The organism is Marinirhabdus gelatinilytica (genome assembly GCF_003353425.1).
GTDB classification, from domain to species: Bacteria; Bacteroidota; Bacteroidia; order Flavobacteriales; family Flavobacteriaceae; genus Marinirhabdus; species Marinirhabdus gelatinilytica.
Map to the genome: position 1 here is coordinate 660275 of NZ_QRAO01000001.1, position 22289 is coordinate 682563.

General features: G+C 41.9%; 14 protein-coding genes and 1 tRNA gene. 10 read left to right on the forward strand and 5 right to left on the reverse strand.

The window, feature by feature from the left end; all coding sequences use genetic code 11:
* Window positions 1–6: 6 nt before the first annotated feature.
* The 3 genes from C8D94_RS02905 to C8D94_RS02915 all read left to right on the forward strand — a co-directional run bounded on the left by C8D94_RS02905 (window position 7) and on the right by C8D94_RS02915 (window position 5263).
* Window positions 7–1251 (forward strand): M23 family metallopeptidase, encoded by a 1245-nt coding sequence (locus C8D94_RS02905; RefSeq protein ID WP_245946175.1) that lies wholly within the window; start codon window positions 7–9, stop codon window positions 1249–1251.
* A 180-nt stretch (window positions 1252–1431) separates the two neighbouring features.
* Window positions 1432–4722 (forward strand): TonB-dependent receptor, encoded by a 3291-nt coding sequence (locus tag C8D94_RS02910; RefSeq protein ID WP_115122390.1) that lies wholly within the window; start codon window positions 1432–1434, stop codon window positions 4720–4722.
* Between the two features lie 94 nt (window positions 4723–4816).
* A complete protein-coding gene (locus C8D94_RS02915) occupies window positions 4817–5263 on the forward strand; it encodes a hypothetical protein (protein ID WP_115122391.1) in 447 nt (148 codons plus the stop codon).
* A gap of 73 nt (window positions 5264–5336) precedes the next feature.
* On the opposite strand, the gene C8D94_RS02920 is transcribed toward C8D94_RS02915, so the two are convergent.
* Complete coding sequence (locus C8D94_RS02920; RefSeq protein ID WP_115122392.1) at window positions 5337–6389, reverse strand: endonuclease/exonuclease/phosphatase family protein; 1053 nt, start codon at window positions 6387–6389, stop codon at window positions 5337–5339.
* 129 nt (window positions 6390–6518) lie between these two features.
* Between C8D94_RS02920 and C8D94_RS02925 the strand changes: the two genes are divergently transcribed.
* Both C8D94_RS02925 and C8D94_RS02930 read left to right on the forward strand, forming a co-directional pair.
* Window positions 6519–9371 carry a carboxypeptidase-like regulatory domain-containing protein gene (locus C8D94_RS02925; RefSeq protein WP_115122393.1) on the forward strand — a complete coding sequence of 951 codons (2853 nt, stop codon included), beginning with the start codon at window positions 6519–6521 and terminating at the stop codon, window positions 9369–9371.
* Window positions 9372–9401: 30 nt separating this feature from the next.
* Window positions 9402–11579 (forward strand): DUF5689 domain-containing protein, encoded by a 2178-nt coding sequence (locus tag C8D94_RS02930; protein ID WP_115122394.1) that lies wholly within the window; start codon window positions 9402–9404, stop codon window positions 11577–11579.
* Window positions 11580–11889: 310 nt separating this feature from the next.
* On the opposite strand, the gene C8D94_RS02935 is transcribed toward C8D94_RS02930, so the two are convergent.
* Window positions 11890–12906, reverse strand: coding sequence for a N(4)-(beta-N-acetylglucosaminyl)-L-asparaginase (locus C8D94_RS02935; RefSeq protein ID WP_245946176.1), 1017 nt, complete (start codon window positions 12904–12906; stop codon window positions 11890–11892).
* Between the two features lie 273 nt (window positions 12907–13179).
* Between C8D94_RS02935 and C8D94_RS02940 the strand changes: the two genes are divergently transcribed.
* Both C8D94_RS02940 and C8D94_RS02945 read left to right on the forward strand, forming a co-directional pair.
* A complete protein-coding gene (locus C8D94_RS02940) occupies window positions 13180–14400 on the forward strand; it encodes a metallophosphoesterase (RefSeq protein ID WP_115122395.1) in 1221 nt (406 codons plus the stop codon).
* A 54-nt stretch (window positions 14401–14454) separates the two neighbouring features.
* Window positions 14455–14751, forward strand: coding sequence for a thioredoxin family protein (locus C8D94_RS02945; RefSeq protein ID WP_115122396.1), 297 nt, complete (start codon window positions 14455–14457; stop codon window positions 14749–14751).
* Between the two features lie 117 nt (window positions 14752–14868).
* On the opposite strand, the gene C8D94_RS02950 is transcribed toward C8D94_RS02945, so the two are convergent.
* Together C8D94_RS02950 and C8D94_RS02955 are read right to left on the reverse strand one after the other, a co-directional pair.
* Complete coding sequence (locus C8D94_RS02950; protein ID WP_115122397.1) at window positions 14869–15513, reverse strand: polysaccharide deacetylase family protein; 645 nt, start codon at window positions 15511–15513, stop codon at window positions 14869–14871.
* A complete protein-coding gene (locus C8D94_RS02955; RefSeq protein ID WP_115122398.1) occupies window positions 15513–18839 on the reverse strand; it encodes a DUF2723 domain-containing protein in 3327 nt (1108 codons plus the stop codon). The genes C8D94_RS02950 and C8D94_RS02955 overlap by 1 nt, the downstream gene beginning before the upstream one ends.
* A gap of 238 nt (window positions 18840–19077) precedes the next feature.
* Here C8D94_RS02955 and C8D94_RS02960 point away from each other — a divergent pair.
* The 3 genes from C8D94_RS02960 to C8D94_RS02970 all read left to right on the forward strand — a co-directional run bounded on the left by C8D94_RS02960 (window position 19078) and on the right by C8D94_RS02970 (window position 20893).
* A tRNA-Gln gene (locus C8D94_RS02960) sits at window positions 19078–19150 on the forward strand.
* Window positions 19151–19564: 414 nt separating this feature from the next.
* Window positions 19565–20134: a hypothetical protein gene (locus tag C8D94_RS02965; protein ID WP_147278487.1), complete on the forward strand. Its 570-nt coding sequence runs from the start codon at window positions 19565–19567 to the stop codon at window positions 20132–20134.
* A 138-nt stretch (window positions 20135–20272) separates the two neighbouring features.
* Window positions 20273–20893, forward strand: coding sequence for a hypothetical protein (locus C8D94_RS02970; protein WP_115122400.1), 621 nt, complete (start codon window positions 20273–20275; stop codon window positions 20891–20893).
* 62 nt (window positions 20894–20955) lie between these two features.
* On the opposite strand, the gene C8D94_RS02975 is transcribed toward C8D94_RS02970, so the two are convergent.
* Window positions 20956–22206: an NAD(P)/FAD-dependent oxidoreductase gene (locus C8D94_RS02975; protein ID WP_115122401.1), complete on the reverse strand. Its 1251-nt coding sequence runs from the start codon at window positions 22204–22206 to the stop codon at window positions 20956–20958.
* Window positions 22207–22289 lie beyond the last annotated feature (83 nt).

Sequence of the window (22289 nt, forward strand, 5' to 3'; positions counted from 1 at the left end):
GACAGATTGAGCAAAAATAGTGCAGCCTTGAAATACCTTGTTAGCCTACTCCCCATCCTTCTATTCTTCATCTCTTGTGAAGATACAGATACTGAAATTATTGAATACACACCAGAACCCGTCCCCATTGTTTTGGAAGAATTCGGGTTTAACCTGAACGATTTCAACGTGGTGCGCGACACCATACAGCCGGGGGATACCTTTGGCGATATCTTGGATGCCTACGGGGTGTCCAACCAGGACATCCTGGAGGTTGCCTCAAAATTTAGGGACAGTTTTGATGTTCGTAGAATTGTAGTGGGAAAGCCCTATGTGCTGCTCAATTCCAAGGATTCATTGAACAAGACCGAAGTGTTCATCTACCAAAAGAACAAAGTGGACTATGCGGTGGTAGATTTTAGGGACACACTACAGGTGTTCACGGCCGAACAACCCGTTTCCACCAAAGAAAGGGAAGTTTCGGGTGTTATCACCAACTCGCTCTCCATGACCATGCAGGAAAATAACTTGAGTCCCAATCTCACGGACCGAATGGCCAGTATCTTTGCTTGGACGGTAAACTTCTATGGACTGCAAAAAGGGGATAATTTCAAGCTCATCTATACCGAAAAATATATAAACGATACCATTCCCGCTGGGATAGACGAAATTAAGGCAGCATATTTCGAACACCGTGGAAAGCCTCTTTATGCCTTCCAATATGAAAAAGATAGCATAAACCGTGTGGTCGATTACTATGATGAAAATGGCGACAACCTTCGAAGGGCTTTCCTAAAATCGCCCATTGAGTTCAACTACCGAATCTCCTCCCGTTATAATTTGAAACGCCGTATAAAATATTACGGCTACAAACTGCGCCCTCACAAAGGAACCGATTTTGCAGCGGCTATTGGCACTCCCATTGTTGCTACTGCAGATGGTGTGGTCACAAAATCTGAACGTCGTGGCGGTAACGGTAACTATGTGAAAATAAAGCACAATAGCACCTACGAGACACAATACCTGCATATGAAAAGACGCAAGGTGCGAGTTGGAGAGTACGTGCGCCAAGGCGAGGTAATAGGTTGGGTTGGGATGACTGGAAATACCGGAGGCCCACACGTTTGTTACCGCTTTTGGAAACATGGAAAACAAGTGGACCCCTTTAAGCAGGACCTTCCCATGTCCTCTCCCTTAGAAGAAGAGTATCGCGAGGCATACTTCAACTTTATCCCCTCCCTTAAAGAGCGCTTGGACTGTATTCAGTATTAAATTATATTTTTTCTAGTTGTTGAAAACCTGTTGTTAACTAAAATGCTGCAAATCAATTTGTTGTGTATTTTGTGTTACATTTAGGTATCTAATAATTTGTTAGCGTTTTCTTAACGTTGCCTATGCATTGCCCATAGCTATACGGCGTAATTTTGCGCTAACTTTTAAACTCTAACAACTATGAGAAAACTTTTACTTATTACTTTGTTTTTTGCAGGGTTATTTTCAGGCTTTTCACAGGGTCTCACAACTTCTGCAATAAATGGTCAAGTGACCGACACAAATGGGGAGCCATTAGTTGGCGCAAATATTGTGGCCCTACACGTTCCATCGGGAACAAAGTATGGCGCAATAACCGATTTTGATGGGTACTACCGCGTGCCCAATATGAGACCTGGAGGTCCATATACCGTTACCATAACATATGTGGGATTTGCTGAATATATAAAGAATGAAGTATACCTTCAGCTTGGGGATTCGCAACGAATAAGCCCGCAAATGTCCGAAGAGGCCAACGCTCTTGAGGAAGTGTTGATCACGGCCCAAAGGGATAACGTTTTTGACAGCAATAGAACAGGAACCGAAACTACCGTAACAGAGAGGGACATCCTAACCCTGCCAGCTGCGTCACGTTCCATAGCAGATTTTGTTAGGGTAACACCACAAGCGCAATTAACCGAGGGCGACGACGGGTTCTCTATCTCATTGGCCGGACAGAACAATCGCTACAATGCTATTTATATTGATGGTGCCGTGAATAACGACGTGTTTGGTCTTGCGGGATCTGGAACCAATGGTGGACAAACTGGGGTAAACCCTTTTTCGGTGGACGCTATTGAAAGTTTTCAAGTGAACATTGCGCCTTTTGATGTACGCCAATCTGGATTTTCAGGAGGTTCCATAAGTGCCATTACCCGTTCTGGAACCAACACCTTCAAAGGTTCGGTATATGGGTTTTTAAGAAACGAGAGCTTAGCTGGGAAAACCCCAGTAGATTTGGTCGAAGAGGACGGCGAGCGTGAAAAGCTTGACGAATTTTCAGCAAAAACCTACGGTATGCGACTTGGAGGGCCCATCATTAAGGATAAATTGTTCTTCTTCGTAAATTATGAGAGACAGGACGATGAAACTCCGCAACCCTTTAATTTTGGTAATTATGAAGGCCGTTCAAGCGCAGCAGATATTGACAACCTAAGAAACTTTTTAATAAATACCTACGGATACGATCCTGGAGGGTTCAATGCGAACACAAGAACACTTACCAGTAACAAGTTTACCGCAAAGATAGACTGGAACGTAAACGATAACAACAAGATATCCTTCCGTCACGGTTTGGTAACGGCAGAAAACCTGGAGGCCCGTAGCTCGAACAACAGGAATATAGGATTTATAAATGGTTCAGAGCAGTTCGAATCTACTACAAATTCTTCGGCATTAGAATGGAACTCTAACATTAGCGATAAGGTCTCTAACAAGTTGGTCCTTGGATATACAGCCGTAAGGGACGATCGTGACCCTTCAGGAAGCCCTTTCCCCAGTGTAGATATACAGGATGGGATTGGAACCATTACTTTTGGGGCTGAGCCTTTCTCCACTGCTAATTTGTTGGACCAAGATATTTTTACCGTAAACAATAATCTAGAGATCTACTCGGGCGCACACACCATTACCCTGGGAGCTAATCTGGAGCATAGTAAGTCTAAAAACCTGTTCTTCGCCTTCAACTATGGAGACTATACTTTTGAAGATCAATTTGACGATGACAACAATTTAATATCAAGCGGTTTAAATCAGTTCTTGACCGGGCAAGATGCCGATGTGTACCAACACGGGTATTCACTTGTTGGCGATGGCACTGTTGGTGACGAATCTGCGGGAGCTTCAGAATTCAGCTTAACTCAAGTAGCTTTTTATGCGCAGGACGAGATACAGTTTGGTAACAACTTTAAGTTCACATACGGTATAAGGGCAGATATTCCATATTGGGAAGATGGAAGGGTGAACAACGATTTTAACGAGAGGACCATCCCAATCTTGGAGAGCTTTGGGAAAGATTTACAAGATGCAAAAGTGGGCCAGGCAATAGACCCTAAATTACACCTTTCGCCCAGATTAGGATTTAACTGGGATGTTAAGGACAACAACAAGACACAGGTTCGTGGAGGACTGGGTGTATTTACCTCAAGGGTGCCGTTGGTATGGCCTGGAGGGACATACAACAACAACGGTGTTACGGGAGGATTCAATTTTGAGATTGGACAACCGTTTGAGCCTAACATCAACAATCAGTTTGAAGACCCAGCCCCAACTCCAAACCCAGATAATTCTGTAGGGTCTGAAACTGTAGGAGGTAATGTAGATTTATTTGCTAAAGGTTTTAAGTTGCCACAGGTAATGAAATACAATATTGGTGTAGACCAAAAGCTACCGTTCTGGAATTTGATAGTAAGTGGAGATTTTCTTTACACCGATGTAATTACTGATATTTATTACGAAAACCTGAATATTAAAGGCCCAGTGGGTACCCTTAACGGTTCTGGAGATAACAGACCATTTTATGATAGGGGCGATGCAATTGACGACACTTATGGAAGTATAATCCTGGCAAGCAATACAGGAGAGGGACACGCATACAACGCTACCGTGAGCCTTAGAAAGCCATTCCAGAATGGTTTCCAAGGTCAAGTTTCGTATTCCTATGGTGAGTCTTTCAAGATTTTTGAAGGAACCTCTTCCCAAAACACCTCTCAGTGGAGAAACCAAATTACCGTAAATGGTAAAAACTCTCGCCTGGAGGCTACGGAATCTTCATTCTCACTCGGGCACAGGATTTCGGCCAATGCATCGTATGAGCTAAAGTGGAGTGAAAACGTAAAAACAACAATAGGGTTGTTCTACGAAGGATTGGATGGGCAACCTTTCAGTTTTATCTATAATGAAGGTAGAGATCTTCTTAACGACGATTCTCGTGACAACGCACTTATCTATGTGCCGGAAAATTCTTCTGAAATCACATTTGCAAACCTTACCGATTCTGAAGGAAACGTAATTGCCACGCCCGAACAGCAGTGGGAGCAGTTTAATGCCTTCATCGAAAATGATGAATACCTAAGAACCCGTAGAGGTGGTTATGCCGAAAGAAACGGCTCGCGATTGAACTGGTCGCACATTCTGGACCTAAAATTCTTGCAGGATTTTTCAATCACAACAGGCAACACCAAGCATACATTGCAGGCGTCTTTGGATATCTTCAACTTTACCAACCTTTTGAACAAGGAATGGGGCGTACGTGAATTTGCTCCAAACTTTGGTGAAATTGCACCATTGACCACGGTATCTGGAGGTCCGGACCCCGTGTTCACCTTTGATGCGAGAAATTTTGAAGACGATAGATTGGGAGACATTGACGATAGTGGTATCGCTTCATCTAGATGGCAAATGCAGATTGGACTTCGTTATTTGTTCAACTAATCCTTACTACATACCAATTTACAGAACCGCTCCCCAACAGGAGCGGTTTTTTTGGAAATATAGCTACCTTTACAGAGAAATTAAACCAAAGACTATGTACACAACCATTCAATTTATACATTCTTATTGGGCCTATTTGGTACTTTTTGTGGTGCTTATTGCGACCATTAATGCCATTGCCGGCTTTATGGGCAACAAAGAATACGGTCCAAAGGACTTTAGGCTAGCATTATTCGCACTTATTACAACGCACATTCAATTTTTAATTGGCCTTGTATTGTATTTTGTCTCGCCATTGGGGTTGCAGAACATTACCAATAATGGTATGGGTGAAGTAATGGGGAATAGCTTGTTTAGGCTATATGCAGTCGAGCATCCCATCGTAATGATACTTACAGTAGTCTTTATTACCATTGGGTATTCCAAACATAAAAAGAAGTTGGTGAGCAAGCCCAAGTTTAAGGCTTTGGCTATTTTTTATACCATAGCATTACTATTGATGCTTTCTAGAATCCCTTGGGCACAGTGGCTGGATTTGTAGAAAAACTACCTCAATATAAAAACCCAGAGCAATTTAAAGTACTCTGGGTTTTTTGCTTTAAAAGAGGGTTCTGTTACTGTACTTCCTTGATCAAATAGAGAAATACCGGAAAGTGGTCGCTATAGCCCCCAGTGAAGCTTCCGCTGGTGAAACTTCGGTATGGGTAGCCTTTGTACCTTCCTCTTGGGTTGGCCAAATACGATTTATTGTAAATCCCTGCTTGGTAAAAGCGATAGCTAGAATAATCGTCCTTGAGTAATTCGGTAGAGAGGATCATTTGGTCAAATAGGTTCCAGCCGTCACGCCAAGCCAAAGTACCCAACCCTTTCTTGAACATATCTTCCATAGGGTTGTAAAGTTGTTTTATCTGTAAATCCTCTTTATCTGCCTTGGCTTTTAGATATTCTTTTACGCTGGAGTTGGTAGGGTCATCGTTAAGGTCTCCCATAGTAATAATCTTTGCGTATGGATCATCAGAAAAGAGTGAATCTATAATGCGTCTATTTAGTTTTGCGGCTTTTTCGCGCTTGGAACGGCTTCTGGCTTCTCCACCACTTCGGGATGGCCAGTGGTTTACTATAAAATGCATTTTTTCACCATCCAACATGCCGCTTACCAACAGTTGGTCACGTGTATAGATACGCTTGCTAGTGTCGTTATTATCATAAATTACCAGAGGGTATGCTTTATAATGTGTTGGGGTGAACAATCTTTTTTGGTACAGTAGTGCAACGTCAATTCCACGGCGGTCTGGCGAGTCGAACTGTATAATACCATAATCCTTTTTTAACAGCGGTTCTTGGTTTACTAAGTCTTCAAGTACCCTTCTATTCTCTGTCTCGCACACACCTATAATTGCTGGGGCAGTTCCGGTAACATCAGCACCGATTTCGGCAATTACCTTTGCCATATTCTTAAGCTTGGCGTTGTATATTTCTTCGGTCCAATGGTCTTTCCCATCTGGGGTCCTATCATCATCGAACGTTATGGGGTCGTCCTCATAATCGAAAAGGTTTTCCAGGTTGTAGAATGCAACTGTATTTACTTTGTACTGTTTTTTTTCCTGGGCATTTGTGAGTGTTGTAAACCCAATAAGACCAATTAAGAAACAATGGATCAATTTCATAGAATATATATAATATTAAGTTTGTGTAAAGTGTTAATCAAAACTTGCGCCAAAAGTAAATATTTCATTTTAAAGCAGTAAGTTTGCACCCCTTAAATAACAATTTAATAATAAACAATTTTTAATCGAATGAAAAACTTCTTTACAGCCTTAGCATTGTTTCTTTTGGGGAGTGCCTCACTCTTTGCTCAAGAAGCAGTAGTTAAGGGAAAAGTAATAGATTCAGACGCTACGGAACCCGTTCCGGATACAGAGATTCGTATCCTCTCAAGTATCTTTAACACAGAAACCGATGCACAGGGTATGTTCTCCATCTCTGGGACAGACCTCCCACAAGGGGAGCAAGTTTTAGTAGTTTCCAAGGCTGGGTATGTTACAAAACGTATTCCTATTACCATTCAAAATGGGACAACTATCAATTTAGATCCTATCCTTTTTGAGGTGGATCTTTCAGATATTGAAGCACAAATAGGTATTATAAGCTTAAGTGATAATGAGCTTAACCAAGACGAGGGTACCGCATTCAACATTTCTGGATTATTGCAAGCTTCCAGGGACGTATTCCTGAATGCTGCGGCCTTCGACTTTAGTGCTACCTTTTTTAGACCTCGAGGTCTGGACAACGCCAATGGAAAAGTGCTCATTAATGGTGTCGAGATGAACAAACAGTTTAACGGTAGGCCGCAATGGGGCAACTGGGGTGGACTCAACGATGTACAGCGTAACCGCGATTTCTCTATGGGTCTTACTGCAAACGAGTATACCTTTGGTGATGTTGCCGGAACTACCAATATTATTATGAGGGCTTCACAAGAGCGACAGGGCGGACGTGTATCTTACGCATCGTCTAACCGAAGCTACCGTGGACGTATCATGGGAACCTACAACAGTGGTCTCTTGGCAAGCGGTTGGGCCTATTCTGTTTCGGTTTCAAGAAGATATGGGGAGGAAGGGTACCAAGATGGGACCTTGTACGATGCCAATTCTTTTTATGCTTCCGTAGAGAAAAAATTGAACGATGCACATAGCCTTAACTTTTCAGCTTTTTATACTCCAAACCGAAGAGGACGCTCTACAGCTATAACCCAAGAGGCAAGGGATCTAAAAGGTATACGTTATAACCCTAACTGGGGCTTTCAGGACGGAGAAATTCGTAACAGCCGTGTACGAAATATAGAAGAGCCTGTATTTTTGCTGAACCACTATTGGGACATCAGTGAAAAAACCAGACTCAACACCAATATTGGTTTCCAGACGGGAAGTATTGGAAACACCCGTATTGATAACGGAGGTACCAGATTGGTTACTGTAAACGGACAAGAAGCCTACCTGGGTGGAGCCAGAAACCCTTTTGGGAACTATTACCAAAGGCTACCAAGCTTTTTCCTTCAGGATGAGAACCCAACAGCATTCGACTATCAACAGGCATATCTTGCACAGCAGGAATTTATAAACGATGGTCAGTTGGACTGGAGCGAACTCTATGCAGCAAACACCAACCCCACAAACGTAGCAAATGGGGGGAATTCCATCTACGCTATCCAAGAAGATAGGAACGATGATACTCAAATAACGTTCAACAGTATCTTGAGCAGTCAGATCTCAGAAAACATCACATTGAACGGAAATATAAACTACCGTACCCTAAAGAGCGAAAACTATGCGTTGCTTAAGGACCTTTTGGGCGGTACAGGATATCTCGATGTTGATTTCTTTGCTGAGGACGACGTAAATATTATTGTGGGGGATATTGCACAAAGCGACCTTCGCAACAGAAACCGAATTGTACAAGAAGGAGAACGCTACAAGTATAACTACGAGCTTATGGCAAATGTACTATCCGGATTTGCACAGGCACAATTCAAGTACAACAAAATAGACTTTTATGTGGGTGCTTCTGCAGGAAACACAACGTATCAACGTAACGGTCTCTACGAGAACGGAAACTTCCCGGGAGCACGTTCCTTTGGTGAGAGTGAGGAGTTGAGTTTTACCAACTACGGTATAAAAGGGGGTGCAACCTATAAAGTAACGGGTCGCCATTTAATCGATCTTAACGCGGGTTATTTAACCAAGGCACCAACGCTGCGCAATTCATTCTCCAATGCACGCCAAACTAACGATGTAATTGTAGGACTTGAAGAAGAGAAGATCCAGAACCTGGACCTTAGCTATATTTACCGTTCGCCAATAGTAAAGGCTAGGCTTACTGGGTTTTACATTGGACAGGCAGATGCTACAGACCTAGGTTTTTACTTTACTGAAAACCTTACAGGATTGGGAGGTCCAGAGGAGAGTGCTTTTGTACAAGAAGTACTTACGGGTATAGAAACCCGCAATATGGGAGTGGAAATGGGTATTGAAGCACAAGTAACACCAACAGTGAAACTGAAAGGTGCTGCATCTGTAGGACAATATGTGTACACAAACAATCCCAACCTGTATCTAACCAGTGACGATTTTGATGGCAACCTTACCTTTGGCGATGGTACCACGAAACTGGAAAACTACCACGTAGCTGGTGGTCCGGAGCGCGCTTACCAATTAGGGTTTGAGTACCGTGATCCAGATTTCTGGTGGTTTGGTGCTACAACCAACTATTTCTCAAATGCGTATATAGACGTGAACAATTTGGCAAGAACAACAAACTTTAGCCAGGATTTCGATGGTCAAACGTTTATAGAGTATTCTGAAGATGAAGCCAGAGAGCTATTGACTCAGGAAGAGTTTGACGATTACTTTTTGGTAAACGTAGTAGGAGGAAAGTCTTGGAAAATAGACGATTACTACGTTGGCTTTTTTGCAACAATTAATAACATATTAAACCAAAATTATAAAACAGGTGGTTTTGAACAAGGAAGATTAACTAACTTTAGGGATATTAAAGAAGACGCTTCCAGAGAAAACGGAAGAATCTTTGGCCCACGCTACTTCTTTGGCTACGGAACCACATACTACGTAAACCTTTACGTAAGATTTTAATACTACTGAAAAAAATAAACACCTATAAAAATGAAACATTTCAAGATTTATAACCTATTTATACTATTTGCCCTTACCGTGGCTACAGTATCTTGTGTTAAGGATGACGAGTTTGACACCCCGGACACAACCATTATCGACCCAGAGCTGGGAGGCGAAATTGTGAGCTTGTCCAGTATACGTTCTTCCTATCAGCAAGCTGTTGCAGCAGGAGAATCTACTTTTACGTACGAGGCCACAAATACATTTGCCGAAGGATTTGTAATCTCAAGTGACGAAGGTGGAAACTTTTTCGAAGAAATTATCCTTCAGGACTCAGCCGAAAACCCACAAGCTGGTGTTAAGGTATTGATCGATGTAAACCCACTATTCACCAAATACGAGATGGGCCGTAAGGTGTTCATCAAGTTAGATGGTCTTACCGTAGGTTTGGATAGCGGTGTGTTAACACTTGGAGTGTTGAGTGAAGGACAGATAGAAAAGATACCTTCTCCTAATGAAGCGGATTTCTTGATCCGTTCTTCGGAAACTGCTACCATTATACCAACGGTTAAAACATTGAGCCAAATTACCGAGGATGATGTAAACACCTTGATACAATTACCAAACGCTCAGTTTACCGAAAGCCAAATAGACCTTAGCTTTGCAAACGAACCAGGAGATGAGTTTGACGGAGACCGTATTATTGAGAGCTGTAGTGACGATGGAGGAACTATTCTTTTCCAGACCAGTACGTTTGCAGACTTTAAAGGCTTGAACCTTCCTGATGGTTCAGGAAGCATCACTGCAGTATTGACAAGAGATTTCTTTGGAGAGCAGTTTGTACTCAACGTAAACGAGCCGGGAGATATCAATTTTGACAGTCCTGACAGATGTGAGCCTATGCCATTGGATCCAGGATTGCAAGCAACCACAACCTTTGCGGCGGTTCGTGCAAGATTCCAGCAAGCGGGAGGGTATGAAGAATTTGGTACAGATGAGGATCCTTTGATTATAGAAGGATACGTGATTTCAAGCGACGAGAAAGGAAACTTCTTCGATGAGATTTTTATCCAGAACACCCCTGGAACCGAAGACTTAGGTCCTAACAACCCTCGTTTGGGACTACGTGTTATTATGGACAAGAACGATATTTATCAAACCTTTCCAGTAGGCCGTAAGGTGTACGTGAAGCTGAACGGCTTGGCCATAAACGAAGATTCGGGAATTCTAACAATTGGTCTTCAAAATGTAGCACAAATCGAAAAGATTCCAGATGGTTCTTTAGATCTGTTTGTTGTTGGAGGACAAGAAATAGAAGAGCTTCAGCCACTTAATGTCTCTGTAAACGAACTGAATGCAGACGACTTGAACACCTTGGTACAGTTGGATGACATGCAATTTACCATTCAGCAATTAGGATTAACGTATGCTGGCGAGCCAGGAGATAATTTTGATGGAGAGCGTAACCTTGAGAGCTGTGATGAAACTGGCGATATTCGCTTGTTTACAAGTACATTTGCAGATTTTAAATCTCAAATCCTAGACCCAGATTCTGGGCAAATAACCGCTGTATACTCTAACGATTTCTCTGGAGACGAGCGTATCTTGACCATACGTGATCTTGACGATGTAAACTTTACAGGAGAACGTTGCGACCCACCAGTTGTAGACTGTGGAATTGCAGGTACAACAGGAACCAATATCTTGTTTACAGATTTCTTTGAATCTCAAACCACAGGAACTCCTATTACAGGAAATGGCTGGACCAACTATATTGAAGCAGGTACCGAGACTTGGGAAGCTTTCTTTGATGATGGAACCAATGCTTCTTTGGGTATCTCTGCAAGAATGGGATCCTTTAACTCGGGTGATGCAAGCTCAATTGGCTGGTTGATCACCCCAGAAATAGATTTTAATGCACAGGATGGTGAAACGTTGAATTTCAAAACATCCAACAGTTTCTCAGACGGTAGTGAAATGCAAGTATTGTTCTCAAGCGATTGGGACGGGAACCCTGCTAACATCACCTCGGCTACTTGGAGCAGCTTGAGTTCTGCAAATATAGTGGACGACAGTGCATTCTTCGGCGACTGGATACCTTCTGGTAACGTAGACTTGTCTTGTATAGACGGTGCTGGTTACATTGCCTTTAAATACATTGGTAGTGGAGACGAAGCCTTTGACGGAACCTACGAGTTGGACGAAATTGTCGTAAACTCAAACTAAGCAAAATTTGCTATAATTTAAAAGCCTCCCGTTTTCGGGAGGCTTTTTTTATATACTGAAATTTTAGGAAAATTGTACAATTTTGCTCAGACATAAGAAAAGCCACCACAGATGTGGTGACTTTTCGCCCCAAATTTGATCGACACCCTAGGGTATCAACCTACTTATGTGTAACAAAGCTATAAAAAAAAGGCGTTGCTATTTGTACGAAAGTTCTGATTTTATAAAAATACGTGTTACTACGTAGTTCGTAACAAATTCGTTTTCTGAATTTTAGGAGGAGATCTTAAAGATTTATTGTTAGGTAGGGTCAGGACGGTTTATGATAAAAAGCTACGGGTACTTCTTCATTTTTAGCATTCTCGTATTTCATCATCGTAAACCCCTCGTGAATACAATAGGCTCCAGTTTCGCCAGATTTGTTCATAGCGATATATGCTATCTGAAAATTTTTATAATCGTCATTTTTAGATACTATTCTTTTTACAGCTTCTTCACAAGCGGCTTGCGGGGTCATCCCATTGCGCATCAATTCTACTATTAAAAAACTTCCTACGGTTTTTATCACTTCTTCGCCCATACCCGTTGCTACGGCACCACCCACTTCATTGTCCAAAAACAGCCCACTACCTATTATGGGGCTATCGCCCACACGTCCCTTCATTTTGTAGGAGAGTCCGCTGGTACTGCAGGCTCCTGCAATATCGCCATTTTTGTCCAAGGCCAACATTCCTATGGTGTCGTGGTTTTCAATATTAATAATGGGTTTGTATTCTGGGCTCTCCAGCCATTCTTCCCAAGCTTGTTTTGAACTTTCGGTAAGCAGGTTTTCGGTTTCAAAACCAATTGTTTTGGCAAACTCATCGGCTCCTTCACCTACCAAAATTACATGCGGGGTTTCTTCCATCACTTTACGCGACAGTGCCGCTACATGGCTTGTGTTGGATACCGCCATTACCACACCGCAATCGCCATTGGGTGCCATTACACAGGCATCCAATGTTACATTCCCTTCACGATCGGGCGCACCTCCTTTCCCTACGGTAGTATTTTTTAAATTTTGTTCTTCAACCGAAACACCTTCAATAACAGCATCCAGTGCAGATTTTCCAGCATCGAGAACTTCTCCCGCTCTCTGGTTGGCTTTCGTAAATTTCCATGTACAAATGGCGATAGGAAGGGCGTGGGTTTTTTTGTTCATTGCATTTTTTTCTTCTGAAGATTTTTGGGTAGCATCCTTTTCATTTTCACAGGCGAGCGCACTCAAGGCAAAGGTAGCTCCAGTAGCACCCACGACGGTGTTTTGAATAAATTTTCTTCTTTTCAATTTGCTGATTTTAATTATGAAATTATAAAGGCACCCCTTTAACGTTCTCGATAATCAAGACTTAAAATGCTTAGAGGATTGTCTCTACACTAAAAATTATGTTCCAACTGATGCCTCGCGGGCTTTTGCCGAGGTGCTTTACTGTGCACTTGTAAAAAAAGCTAAAATTAGGTTTTGAAAAGATACAAAAACCGTTAAAATAACGTGAATGATTTTTAGAAGGCGCAATCGCATAGTACCTTAGCTACTTATTAAAATTTTCAAGCTAAACCCATGCGTTGGATTATTTTTATTGCCATTTACATTCTCATAGATATGTATGCTTTTCAGGCCGTGCGTACCGTTACCAATAATAAGTGGTTATATGCCCTGTATGGGTTAAGTTCGCTGCTGGTATTGTTTCTGTTTGTATATGCGCTCAATTCTGGAGAGGCGAGGACCAATCCCGCACTTATGTACAACTTTGGGTTTTTCATTGCTTTTTTTGTCCCCAAACTGCTTATAATCGTTTTTATGTTTGGTGAAGATATTGTGAGACTGTTCGTTGGACTGTTTTCAAAGATAGGGGGGAACGAAAGTGGTTTTTACATACCCTCCCGCAGAAAATTTATCAGCGGGATAGCACTTGGTATTGCTGCTATTCCCTTTGCAGGGTTGCTCTACGGAATGATACAGGGCAAGTACAACTACAAAGTATTGAAGTATGCCTTAGAATTTGACGACCTCCCCGAAGCTTTTGATGGCTACACGGTAACGCAAATTAGCGACGTACACAGCGGCAGTTTTGACAATAAAGAGAAAATTGCCTACGGAATAGATTTAATAAACCAGCAAAAGAGCGATATCATTGTTTTTACAGGAGATTTGGTAAATAATGTTGCCAGCGAGATGCACAAGTGGAAAGAACTGTTTGGGAGCCTTCACGCCAAGGATGGGGTGTATTCGGTATTGGGGAACCATGATTATGGCGATTATGTTTCGTGGAATTCTGAAGCTGAAAAAGCCAAAAACCTTTCAGCATTAAAAAAGCTGCAAAAAGAAATGGGGTGGCGCCTATTGTTGAACGAAAACCAAACGCTAGAAAGAAACGGGCAAACCATTAAACTGCTGGGCGTAGAGAATTGGGGCGCTGGAGGATTTAAAAAAGCTGGCGACCTAAACAAAGCCTGCGAAGGGTGTGAGGTTTCAGATTTTAAGATTTTATTGAGCCATGACCCATCGCATTGGCAAGAGCAGGTAAAGTCGCACGATAAAAATATACACCTAACGCTAAGCGGACATACACACGGGATGCAGTTTGGCATAGAGATACCCGGTTGGATAAAATGGAGCCCCGTAAAATATAGATACGAGAACTGGGCCGGTATCTATGAAGAATTTGGGCGCTACATCAATGTGAATAGGGGTTTTGGCTATTTGGGCTATCCCGGAAGAGTTGGGATTTGGCCAGAGGTTACCGTAATCACACTTAAAAAGAAGCGTATCAATGCGTAATGCTTGCTATTCAGCCATAAATGTTATATTTGTAGAACTAATACTTCAACTATTATGTCCAAATTTGGAGAATTAATTGAAACCCAAGTCCCCGTCCTGTTAGACTTTTATGCCGAGTGGGACGATGCCTGTAAGGGAATGCACGCCGTACTAAGGGACGTAGCTGCAGCCTTAGGTGATAAAGCACGTGTAATAAAGATAGACGTGGATAAAAATAACGAGCTCGCTGAAGCCTTGCGTGTAAAGGGCCTCCCAACCCTAATGATCTACAAAAATGGCGAGATGAAATGGCGGCAAAGTGGGGAGCAAGATGCCAATACCCTTATTGGACTGGTAAAGGAGTACGTCTAAAAAGACGAGATACAGACGCCGAAGCACGAATCTTAAAGGCTAGGTGTCAATTTCAGTATGTTTTGTTGTTATAATAAACAAGTGTACTGAATGGTTTCTTTAATTTGCAAAGCAGGGCTAAGGAAATTGTATCGAAGCACAGTTCCACCCTTTTTTATCAATAAACGCCAACACCTTCGGAAGTACATATCGCAGTTTCCCTTCGGCTTTTAGACTATCGTGAAATACTACAATGCTTCCTGTTTGTATATGCCGAAGTACATTGTTAAGACATTTTTCTTCTGAAATTGAAGCATCAAAATCTGCACTCAATACATCCCACATAATTATTTTATAACCCTTTTCTTGAAGTTTTTTGGCTTGGGCTGAAGTCATTTTTCCGTAGGGTGGACGGAAGAGATTGGAGGATGCTGAATTTGTGACATTTTTAAGAGAAGCTTCAAATAAGGCTACATCCTCAAGATATTTTTGTGTTGTTGTGTTGCTTCCTTTTAAATGATGTTGGGTGTGATTCCCAATGGCATGTCCTTCAGCAAGGAGTTGTCTAAAAATTTTGGGATGCTTCCTTACATTGTCGCCAATACAAAAGAAGGTTGCTTTTGCATTGTGTTTTTTTAGTAGTTCCAAAGCCCAGGGAGTGACTTCTGGGATAGGGCCATCGTCAAACGTAAGATATACATTGGGTTCTTTTGGTGTAAACGCCCAAACCCGCTGTGGAAATAACCACTGTACAAGCTTGGGCGTTTTTACCAAATAGTTCATTAGTTGTTGGGCAGCAATTCAGGTTCAATATTTGTATTGTCCTGCACCACGGTGTCTATGGGTTGGTCTATAGCATTGGTATCGTTATCTAGCTGGTCCTTTTCTATTTTCTTATCGGCATCGATACCTTCTTCTGGCGAATAGAAATGACGGAACAACTTGAGATAGTCGTTAAACTTACTTGCTTCGGTACGGGCAAATTCTTCATTGTCCATCACGATCAAGATATCTACCAAGCCACGATATTTTTCCATATCGCTAATAATTTCGTCAGCAATGGAGAATTGCCTATTCACCTTCATCCCGCTATAGTATAGTAGTTTTTCTTGGTATATTTTGGAAACCTTACTATAAAGATCCCTGGCTTTATCTGTATTTCCAACTTCATAATAACCAAGCATGTAGGGTTCTAATAGGGAGTAATAGCTAAAGTATTCCACGGGCATTTTTTCCATAGCGAGATCCAGCACTTTTTCAGCTTTTTCCATTTCACCCTCATTCATCAGGGTTTCAGCAAGGCGGGCTAAGTTGCTTCGGTAGGTGATACCGTTTCGGCGTGTTTCGGTATCGTGGTATATGTCTGGGCTGCCGCTATTGCCCCAGTCAAAATTCATCACGATGTCGTACATTTTTTCAGCATCTATTCGGCCCATGTCAAAAGGGTTTCCTTTGTCTACAGGCGTTTTTATTGGTACCAGCTTGTAGGTTACCCCTTCGAGTTGCAGGTAGTCTTTCATCCAGATATAGTCATCGTCACCAAAGCTTCCGCCACTAAAATAAATTGGGCGTTCCCAATTGTTATTTGCAATAACGTCCAGCATCATCATCCGGTTTTTATAGATTACGTTTTTGTTTATCGTAATGTCTATATACGGGACGATCTTATCTGCATCTTTTTGGGGTACGATGCCGTTTCGCAAAACAGCTTCCTTATCTACGGGAATACGAATGGTCTTACTTGGGAAGGTATGTGCCCACTGGTTGCTTTCCAGCTCTACTTTTGTTCTTGGATCCTCGCTGGCAACCCAGTTCATCCATTGTTTTATATCTATGGTGTCCTTGGTAGCTTCTTGGAAATACAGGAAATCCCGTGTTCCAAATCTGTATTCTTCATGTGTAAGTTGAGAGGGTATTGGGTCGCTTTCAAAAGCCTTCTTTTTCATGTCGTCTATATACCAATCGGTCGCAAAGAGGCTAGTGTTCACTATACGCACATCTTGGCGATACCCCTCAATATTCTGTGCATACCATAATGCAAACGTATCATTATCTCCAATGGTAAAGAGGATGGCGTTTTCATCGCAGGAGTCCAAGTACATCTTACCCATACTGTTGGCTGTATAACGATTGGAGCGGTCGTGGTCGTCCCAGTTTTGATAGGCTAATAATACTGGAGAGGCCAAGGTAGCCACCGTAAGTACTATGGGGATGGCCAGTTTTGGTTTTAGATAGCTTTTCAGCATTTCAAACAGTGCATATACGCCAAAACCAATCCACATAGCAAACACGTAGAACGAGCCTACTAAGGCATAGTCTCTTTCACGGGGTTCAAAAGGCCGCTCGTTGAGGTATACTTTTAGGGCAAGACCTGTAAAGAGGAACAGGACGAGCAATACCCAAAAGGTTTTCATGTCGTTCTTAAAATGAAACACAACACCCAAAACCCCTAAAATTAAGGGTAGGAGATAATAAGTGTTTCGTGCCTTGTTGTGTTTTACATCACTGGGAAGATTGTCCTGGGAGCCCAAACGGAGTTCGTCCAAAAAGGGGATGCCACTTAGCCAATTGCCATGTAGCATAGTTTTTTGCCCTTGCACATCGTCCTGTCTTCCCGCAAAATTCCACATAAAATAACGCCAGTACATATAGCCGAATTGATACTCAAATGTATAGGCCAAATTTTGCCAAAGCGAGGGTGGTTCAATGTCCAGAAACTGCCCGTAGGCTTCCAAAAACTCGTCGTAATCGTCCTTGTCTACCCTACCGTCCCTAAAGGCTTGCTTAAACCCTGTCACTATCTCTACCAGTCTGGGTTCACTGCGGTATTCAGCTTTTATTGAAAACTCCAAGCCATCGGTAAACTCAAGATAATTCGCATTGTGTTCTGGGCTCCACATTCTAGGTAGGATTACCTTATGCCTATCGTCCAGATTTTGTGCTGCATCCTTATATTGGTTTACAATGATATATTTTCCAGCCTCTTCGTCTTTTTCGTACTTGGGCTTGTCGTCCTTGTAAGGGTTCTCAGGATCCAATCCTGCGTACATTTCAGTAAAAAGAGGACCGTAGAACAGGTGTGTTTCTGGGTACTGTTCCCGGTTGTAATAAGCCAGTAGTTCGCGGGCATTGTTTGGGTTGTTTTCGTTTATTACCGTACCTGCATTGGCACGTATAGGCAACATAAGCCAACTTGAAAAACCTATAAAAATAAAAAGGACACACAGTAAAAGAGTGTTTACTTGGCCCAATTTTTTCTTTCGGGTATAGCGTAAACCGAAATAGAACAATGCAATAAATAACAGTCCGGCGATGATAGTTCCCGAGTTGAAAGGCATCCCCAACGAATTCACGAAAAACAGCTCGAAACCACTAAAGAGTTTCATGGTGTATGGTAACAATAATTTAAAGATAAAGAGCAGGATAGCTACTGTAACAATGTTGGCTATGATGAAATTTTTTAGGGTGATGGTCTTGTAATTCTTGAAATAGTACAAGAATCCCATAGCAGGTATTGCCAATAACCCCATAAAGTGAATCCCGAAAGACAGTCCAATGATAAAAGCAATCAAAATAAGCCAACGGTCTCCACGGGGGGTGTTCATTTCACGTTCCCAGCGCAAGGCGCAATAGAACAATATGGAAAGCACACACGCAGCGCTTGCGTATACTTCTGCCTCTACGGCGTTGTACCAAAAACTATCGGTAAACGCAAAACTCAAAGCACCAACGGCTGCTGCACCTAAAATCGCCGCCTTATTGTTTTTATTGAGTTCTTGGTGCTTCTTCACGACCATCCTGAGTAAAATAGTGAGAGACCAGAACATAAACAATATGGCAAAGGCACTAGCAAAAACAGACATTAGGTTAATGGTAAGTGCAATATTGGTGGGTTCCATCGCAAAAATGGAAAAGAAAGCCCCCATAATTTGGTACAGTGGCGCTCCTGGTGGGTGGCCTACCTCTAGGTTACTTGCCGTGGTGATATATTCTCCTGCGTCCCAAAAACTGGCCGTTGGTTCTACGGTGAGCCAGTAGGTAAGCAGGGCAATGGCAAAGACAAACCAGCCTGTAATTTTATTCAATTTGTCGAAGTTGAAACTAGACATACGTGCAGTGATTTTTTTGATAAAGCGAATTTACTAATAATATGGTTAGTGAAACGTTGAAACCACACCGAACGTACCCAAAAGCATATTTTTTCTGAAATTTAAGGGGTGGAAAATAGGTCTACACCCTTTCAAAGGGGATAGTAGACCTGCTATTTCATTTTTTTTCTTCCTTTTTTGCCTAAAATAATTTGTACAAGTTAAAGATTGTACTAAATTTGCATCCGCATTATGGAATTGGCCCATGGTGTAACTGGCAACACGTCTGGTTTTGGTCCAGAAGAGTCTAGGTTCGAGCCCTAGTGGGCCAACTTAATTTGAAAGTCCTGCATTTGATGTAGGGCTTTTTTTATGGAATTTATCTTCAGCTACGTGGGCGAGAAGCCTGTCCTGAGCGTTGCGACGCAGGAGCAGTAGTCGAAGGGAGCCCCTAGTGGGTCAACCAAATCGCAACCTGATTAAAGGTTGCGAGATTTTGTTTAGGCGTTTGATATGGATGAGTTGAACTGTACCACTCCCGTGCCAGGGGAGGCTATTGTTACACTCGTATTTGCCATATTCCACAAAAGGAAGTAGCAGAATAGAGCTTACAGGTAGCAATAACCTTTATAAACTGTTATAAGTTTATACCGAGTAAATTGATATTAATCCGAGTTAAAATTTAACAAGCCTTTTAAAGCTACTCAACGCTATTTTGTAGAAATTAGCACGAAAATTATATTCCCGTGAAAATCATAACACTACTATATTCATCTATCTTTTTATGTGCTTCTTTTTGTTGTGACCCAGACGATGACGGCCTGTTGTTTTTTGATGCAGATGTCCCAGATTTGGCAAGTGTACAGGACAATGCTACACAATTTAATGTTGGAGACACTCTATGGGTGCAAGTCTCTGTTCCAAAAGTAGTTGAGGTAAATGGCGATAGTAGAGATATTTCTGAAATCGCCGGTAACTCCCAATTGGCCCATACAAACTTTAGGGTATTTCAGGAAAATGGTTTTGACAACCCAGCGCCAATCATATTTTCTGAAAATGAGTTGGTTTCTTCCGTGGGGAGTGTTTCAGTTTCTAATCAATACATACAGGCATCGGCATATTTACAAGGTGATTTTTTCAACAGTACTTTCGGGATCATTTTAAAGGAAGCAGGTGATTATTATATCACAGGCGATGAAGTAAGAAACGGAGTGCTTTTAATTTCAGTAGAGACAAGCACCAACATTGTTGTTACCATTTACTCAAATATTGTAAACGCAAACACTGAAAACAACTATCCGTTTGCTGTGGAGTAGTTTTTGGCTGTGTATGCTGCCCAACTAACAGGGTGATATTTCTGTAAAGCCTTGATTGAACGTATTGGAAAATTACTTTCTATTTTAAAATTTAAAACCAGTATGTTTGCCGTCACGTATTAACTTCAATTATTTTATATGAAAAAACAAATTACACTTATGTTGGCCCTTGTTTGTACAGTTTTTGTGTACGGGCAAAAAATGAAAGTAGTAGACGGAGATTACACTTTCCTAAAAGGTCAGAAAAACATCAACGTAGAATTCGATTACAGCAACCTCAAGCTTTATAATGATGACAGGAGCGAAGAAACCTATGTTACCGAACGCACCAAAGAACTAGAAGAGAAAAATAGAGGAGTAGGTAAAAATTGGGCCAAGAAGTGGGAAGCTTCCAAAGAGCTAATCTACGCCCCTAAATTCCTAGAATTAATGAACCGATATCTTGCAGATGACTATGGATTGTTTTTCGAGGAGGGCCTTACAGATGCCAAATACACACTTATAGTAGATGTTACCTGGATATACCCGGGGTATAATGTTGCGATTATGAGAAAGCCGGCAAAGCTTTCTACCACCTTGCGTTTTGTAGAAACAGCAAACAGAGATAACGTAGTATTGGAAATTAAGGCAAAAAATGCTCCAGGGAATAGATTTGGAGGTACTTTTAGCAATGAGGACAGAATAGGCGAGGGCTTTGCCAAAACAGGAAAAACACTGGCAAAGATGATTGAAAAGAAGCTAAAGAAAATGAGAAGGTAAAAGTCGGCTCAAAAGCTATTTCAAAAATCCGTTGGGTGTTGTTCCAACGGATTTTTTTTGTCCTATTGCATACTTTCCTCTTCTATTTTTATAAAATGCGCCACAGTCTTTACAAGCCTATTATGGTTCTTTACAAACGGGTTGGACTTGTCCCAAACATAGCCAGCAAGCACGGCACATATCTTTTTCTTTATATCTGGGTTTTCAGGTCTGTGGAAGAATATTTTTTGGAGGTTGCCCGTGTACCATTCTTTCACATAGGTCGCAAAAACAGCAACCCCTTCTTTTATGTAGGTGGAATATTCTTTCTCCCAATCTACCGTTTTACCGTTCAATTGTCTCGAGATCAATTTTGCCGAAAGCAATGCAGATTCAGTCGCAAAGGTAACCCCGGAGGAAAATACAGGGTCCAGGAATTCTGCACTGTTGCCCGTGAGTACAAAGCCCTTCCCGTACAGTTTGGAAACAGATTTTGAATAATTCTTTATCTCAATGGGTTCAAACTCGTAGTCTATGCCTTCAAACCTATCGTGATAATGGGTCGAAAGTTGCATCATTTCCTTCATCTTTTCGGTTGTAGTGCCCTCGTATTTTTCCAGAAACTCGGTTGGTCCCACATACCCCAAACTTGTCATCCCGTTAGAAAATGGAATTACCCACAGCCATACTTCGTCCGTAACCACATCAAAAGTAATAAGGGTTCCTTCGGTGCCTTGTGGTCGTTTCAGGTCTTTAACGTGGGTGAATATGGAGGAGTGTTTTGGCATTTCAGAAGGAACATCCAGGCCCAGAAGCCTTGGGAGTACCCTGCCAAATCCACTGGAGTCTACAATAAATTTAGCTTGAATATTTGTGTGGCTCCCATCATCGCTCTTTACAGTTGTGGTGGATGTGCCGTCTTCAGCGAACGTAACGGCGGTCACTTCTTTTTCAAAAGAAATGGCTACGCCCCTTTGTGTGAGTTCTTGTGCCAGGGCATTGTCAAAATGTGCTCTGGGCACTTGCCAGGTCCAGTCCCAACCCTCAGTGTGCTTTTTGCTGAAATCGAAATTACAAACCCCGCCATCTTTTAAAAACCGTGCTCCTTTTTTTACTTCGTAATTTTGTGCTTGGAGGCAGTCCAGAAGGCCTACTTCTTCAAAATGATCCATGCACCTTGGGAGAAGGCTCTCGCCTATGGCAAATCTTGGAAATCTGTTTTTTTCTACCACTTGTACGGTAAATCCTTTTTTGTGTAGGTAAGACGCTGCTACACAGCCAGAAGGACCTGCTCCTATAATTAAAATGTCTACGTTTTTTTTCAGTTCGCTCACAAGTGCTATATTGGGTTGTAAATTTAGTCCTTAGATGCTATAAATTATTAAATTTGCAGTCAAAATAACTGTTTTTATTTAAG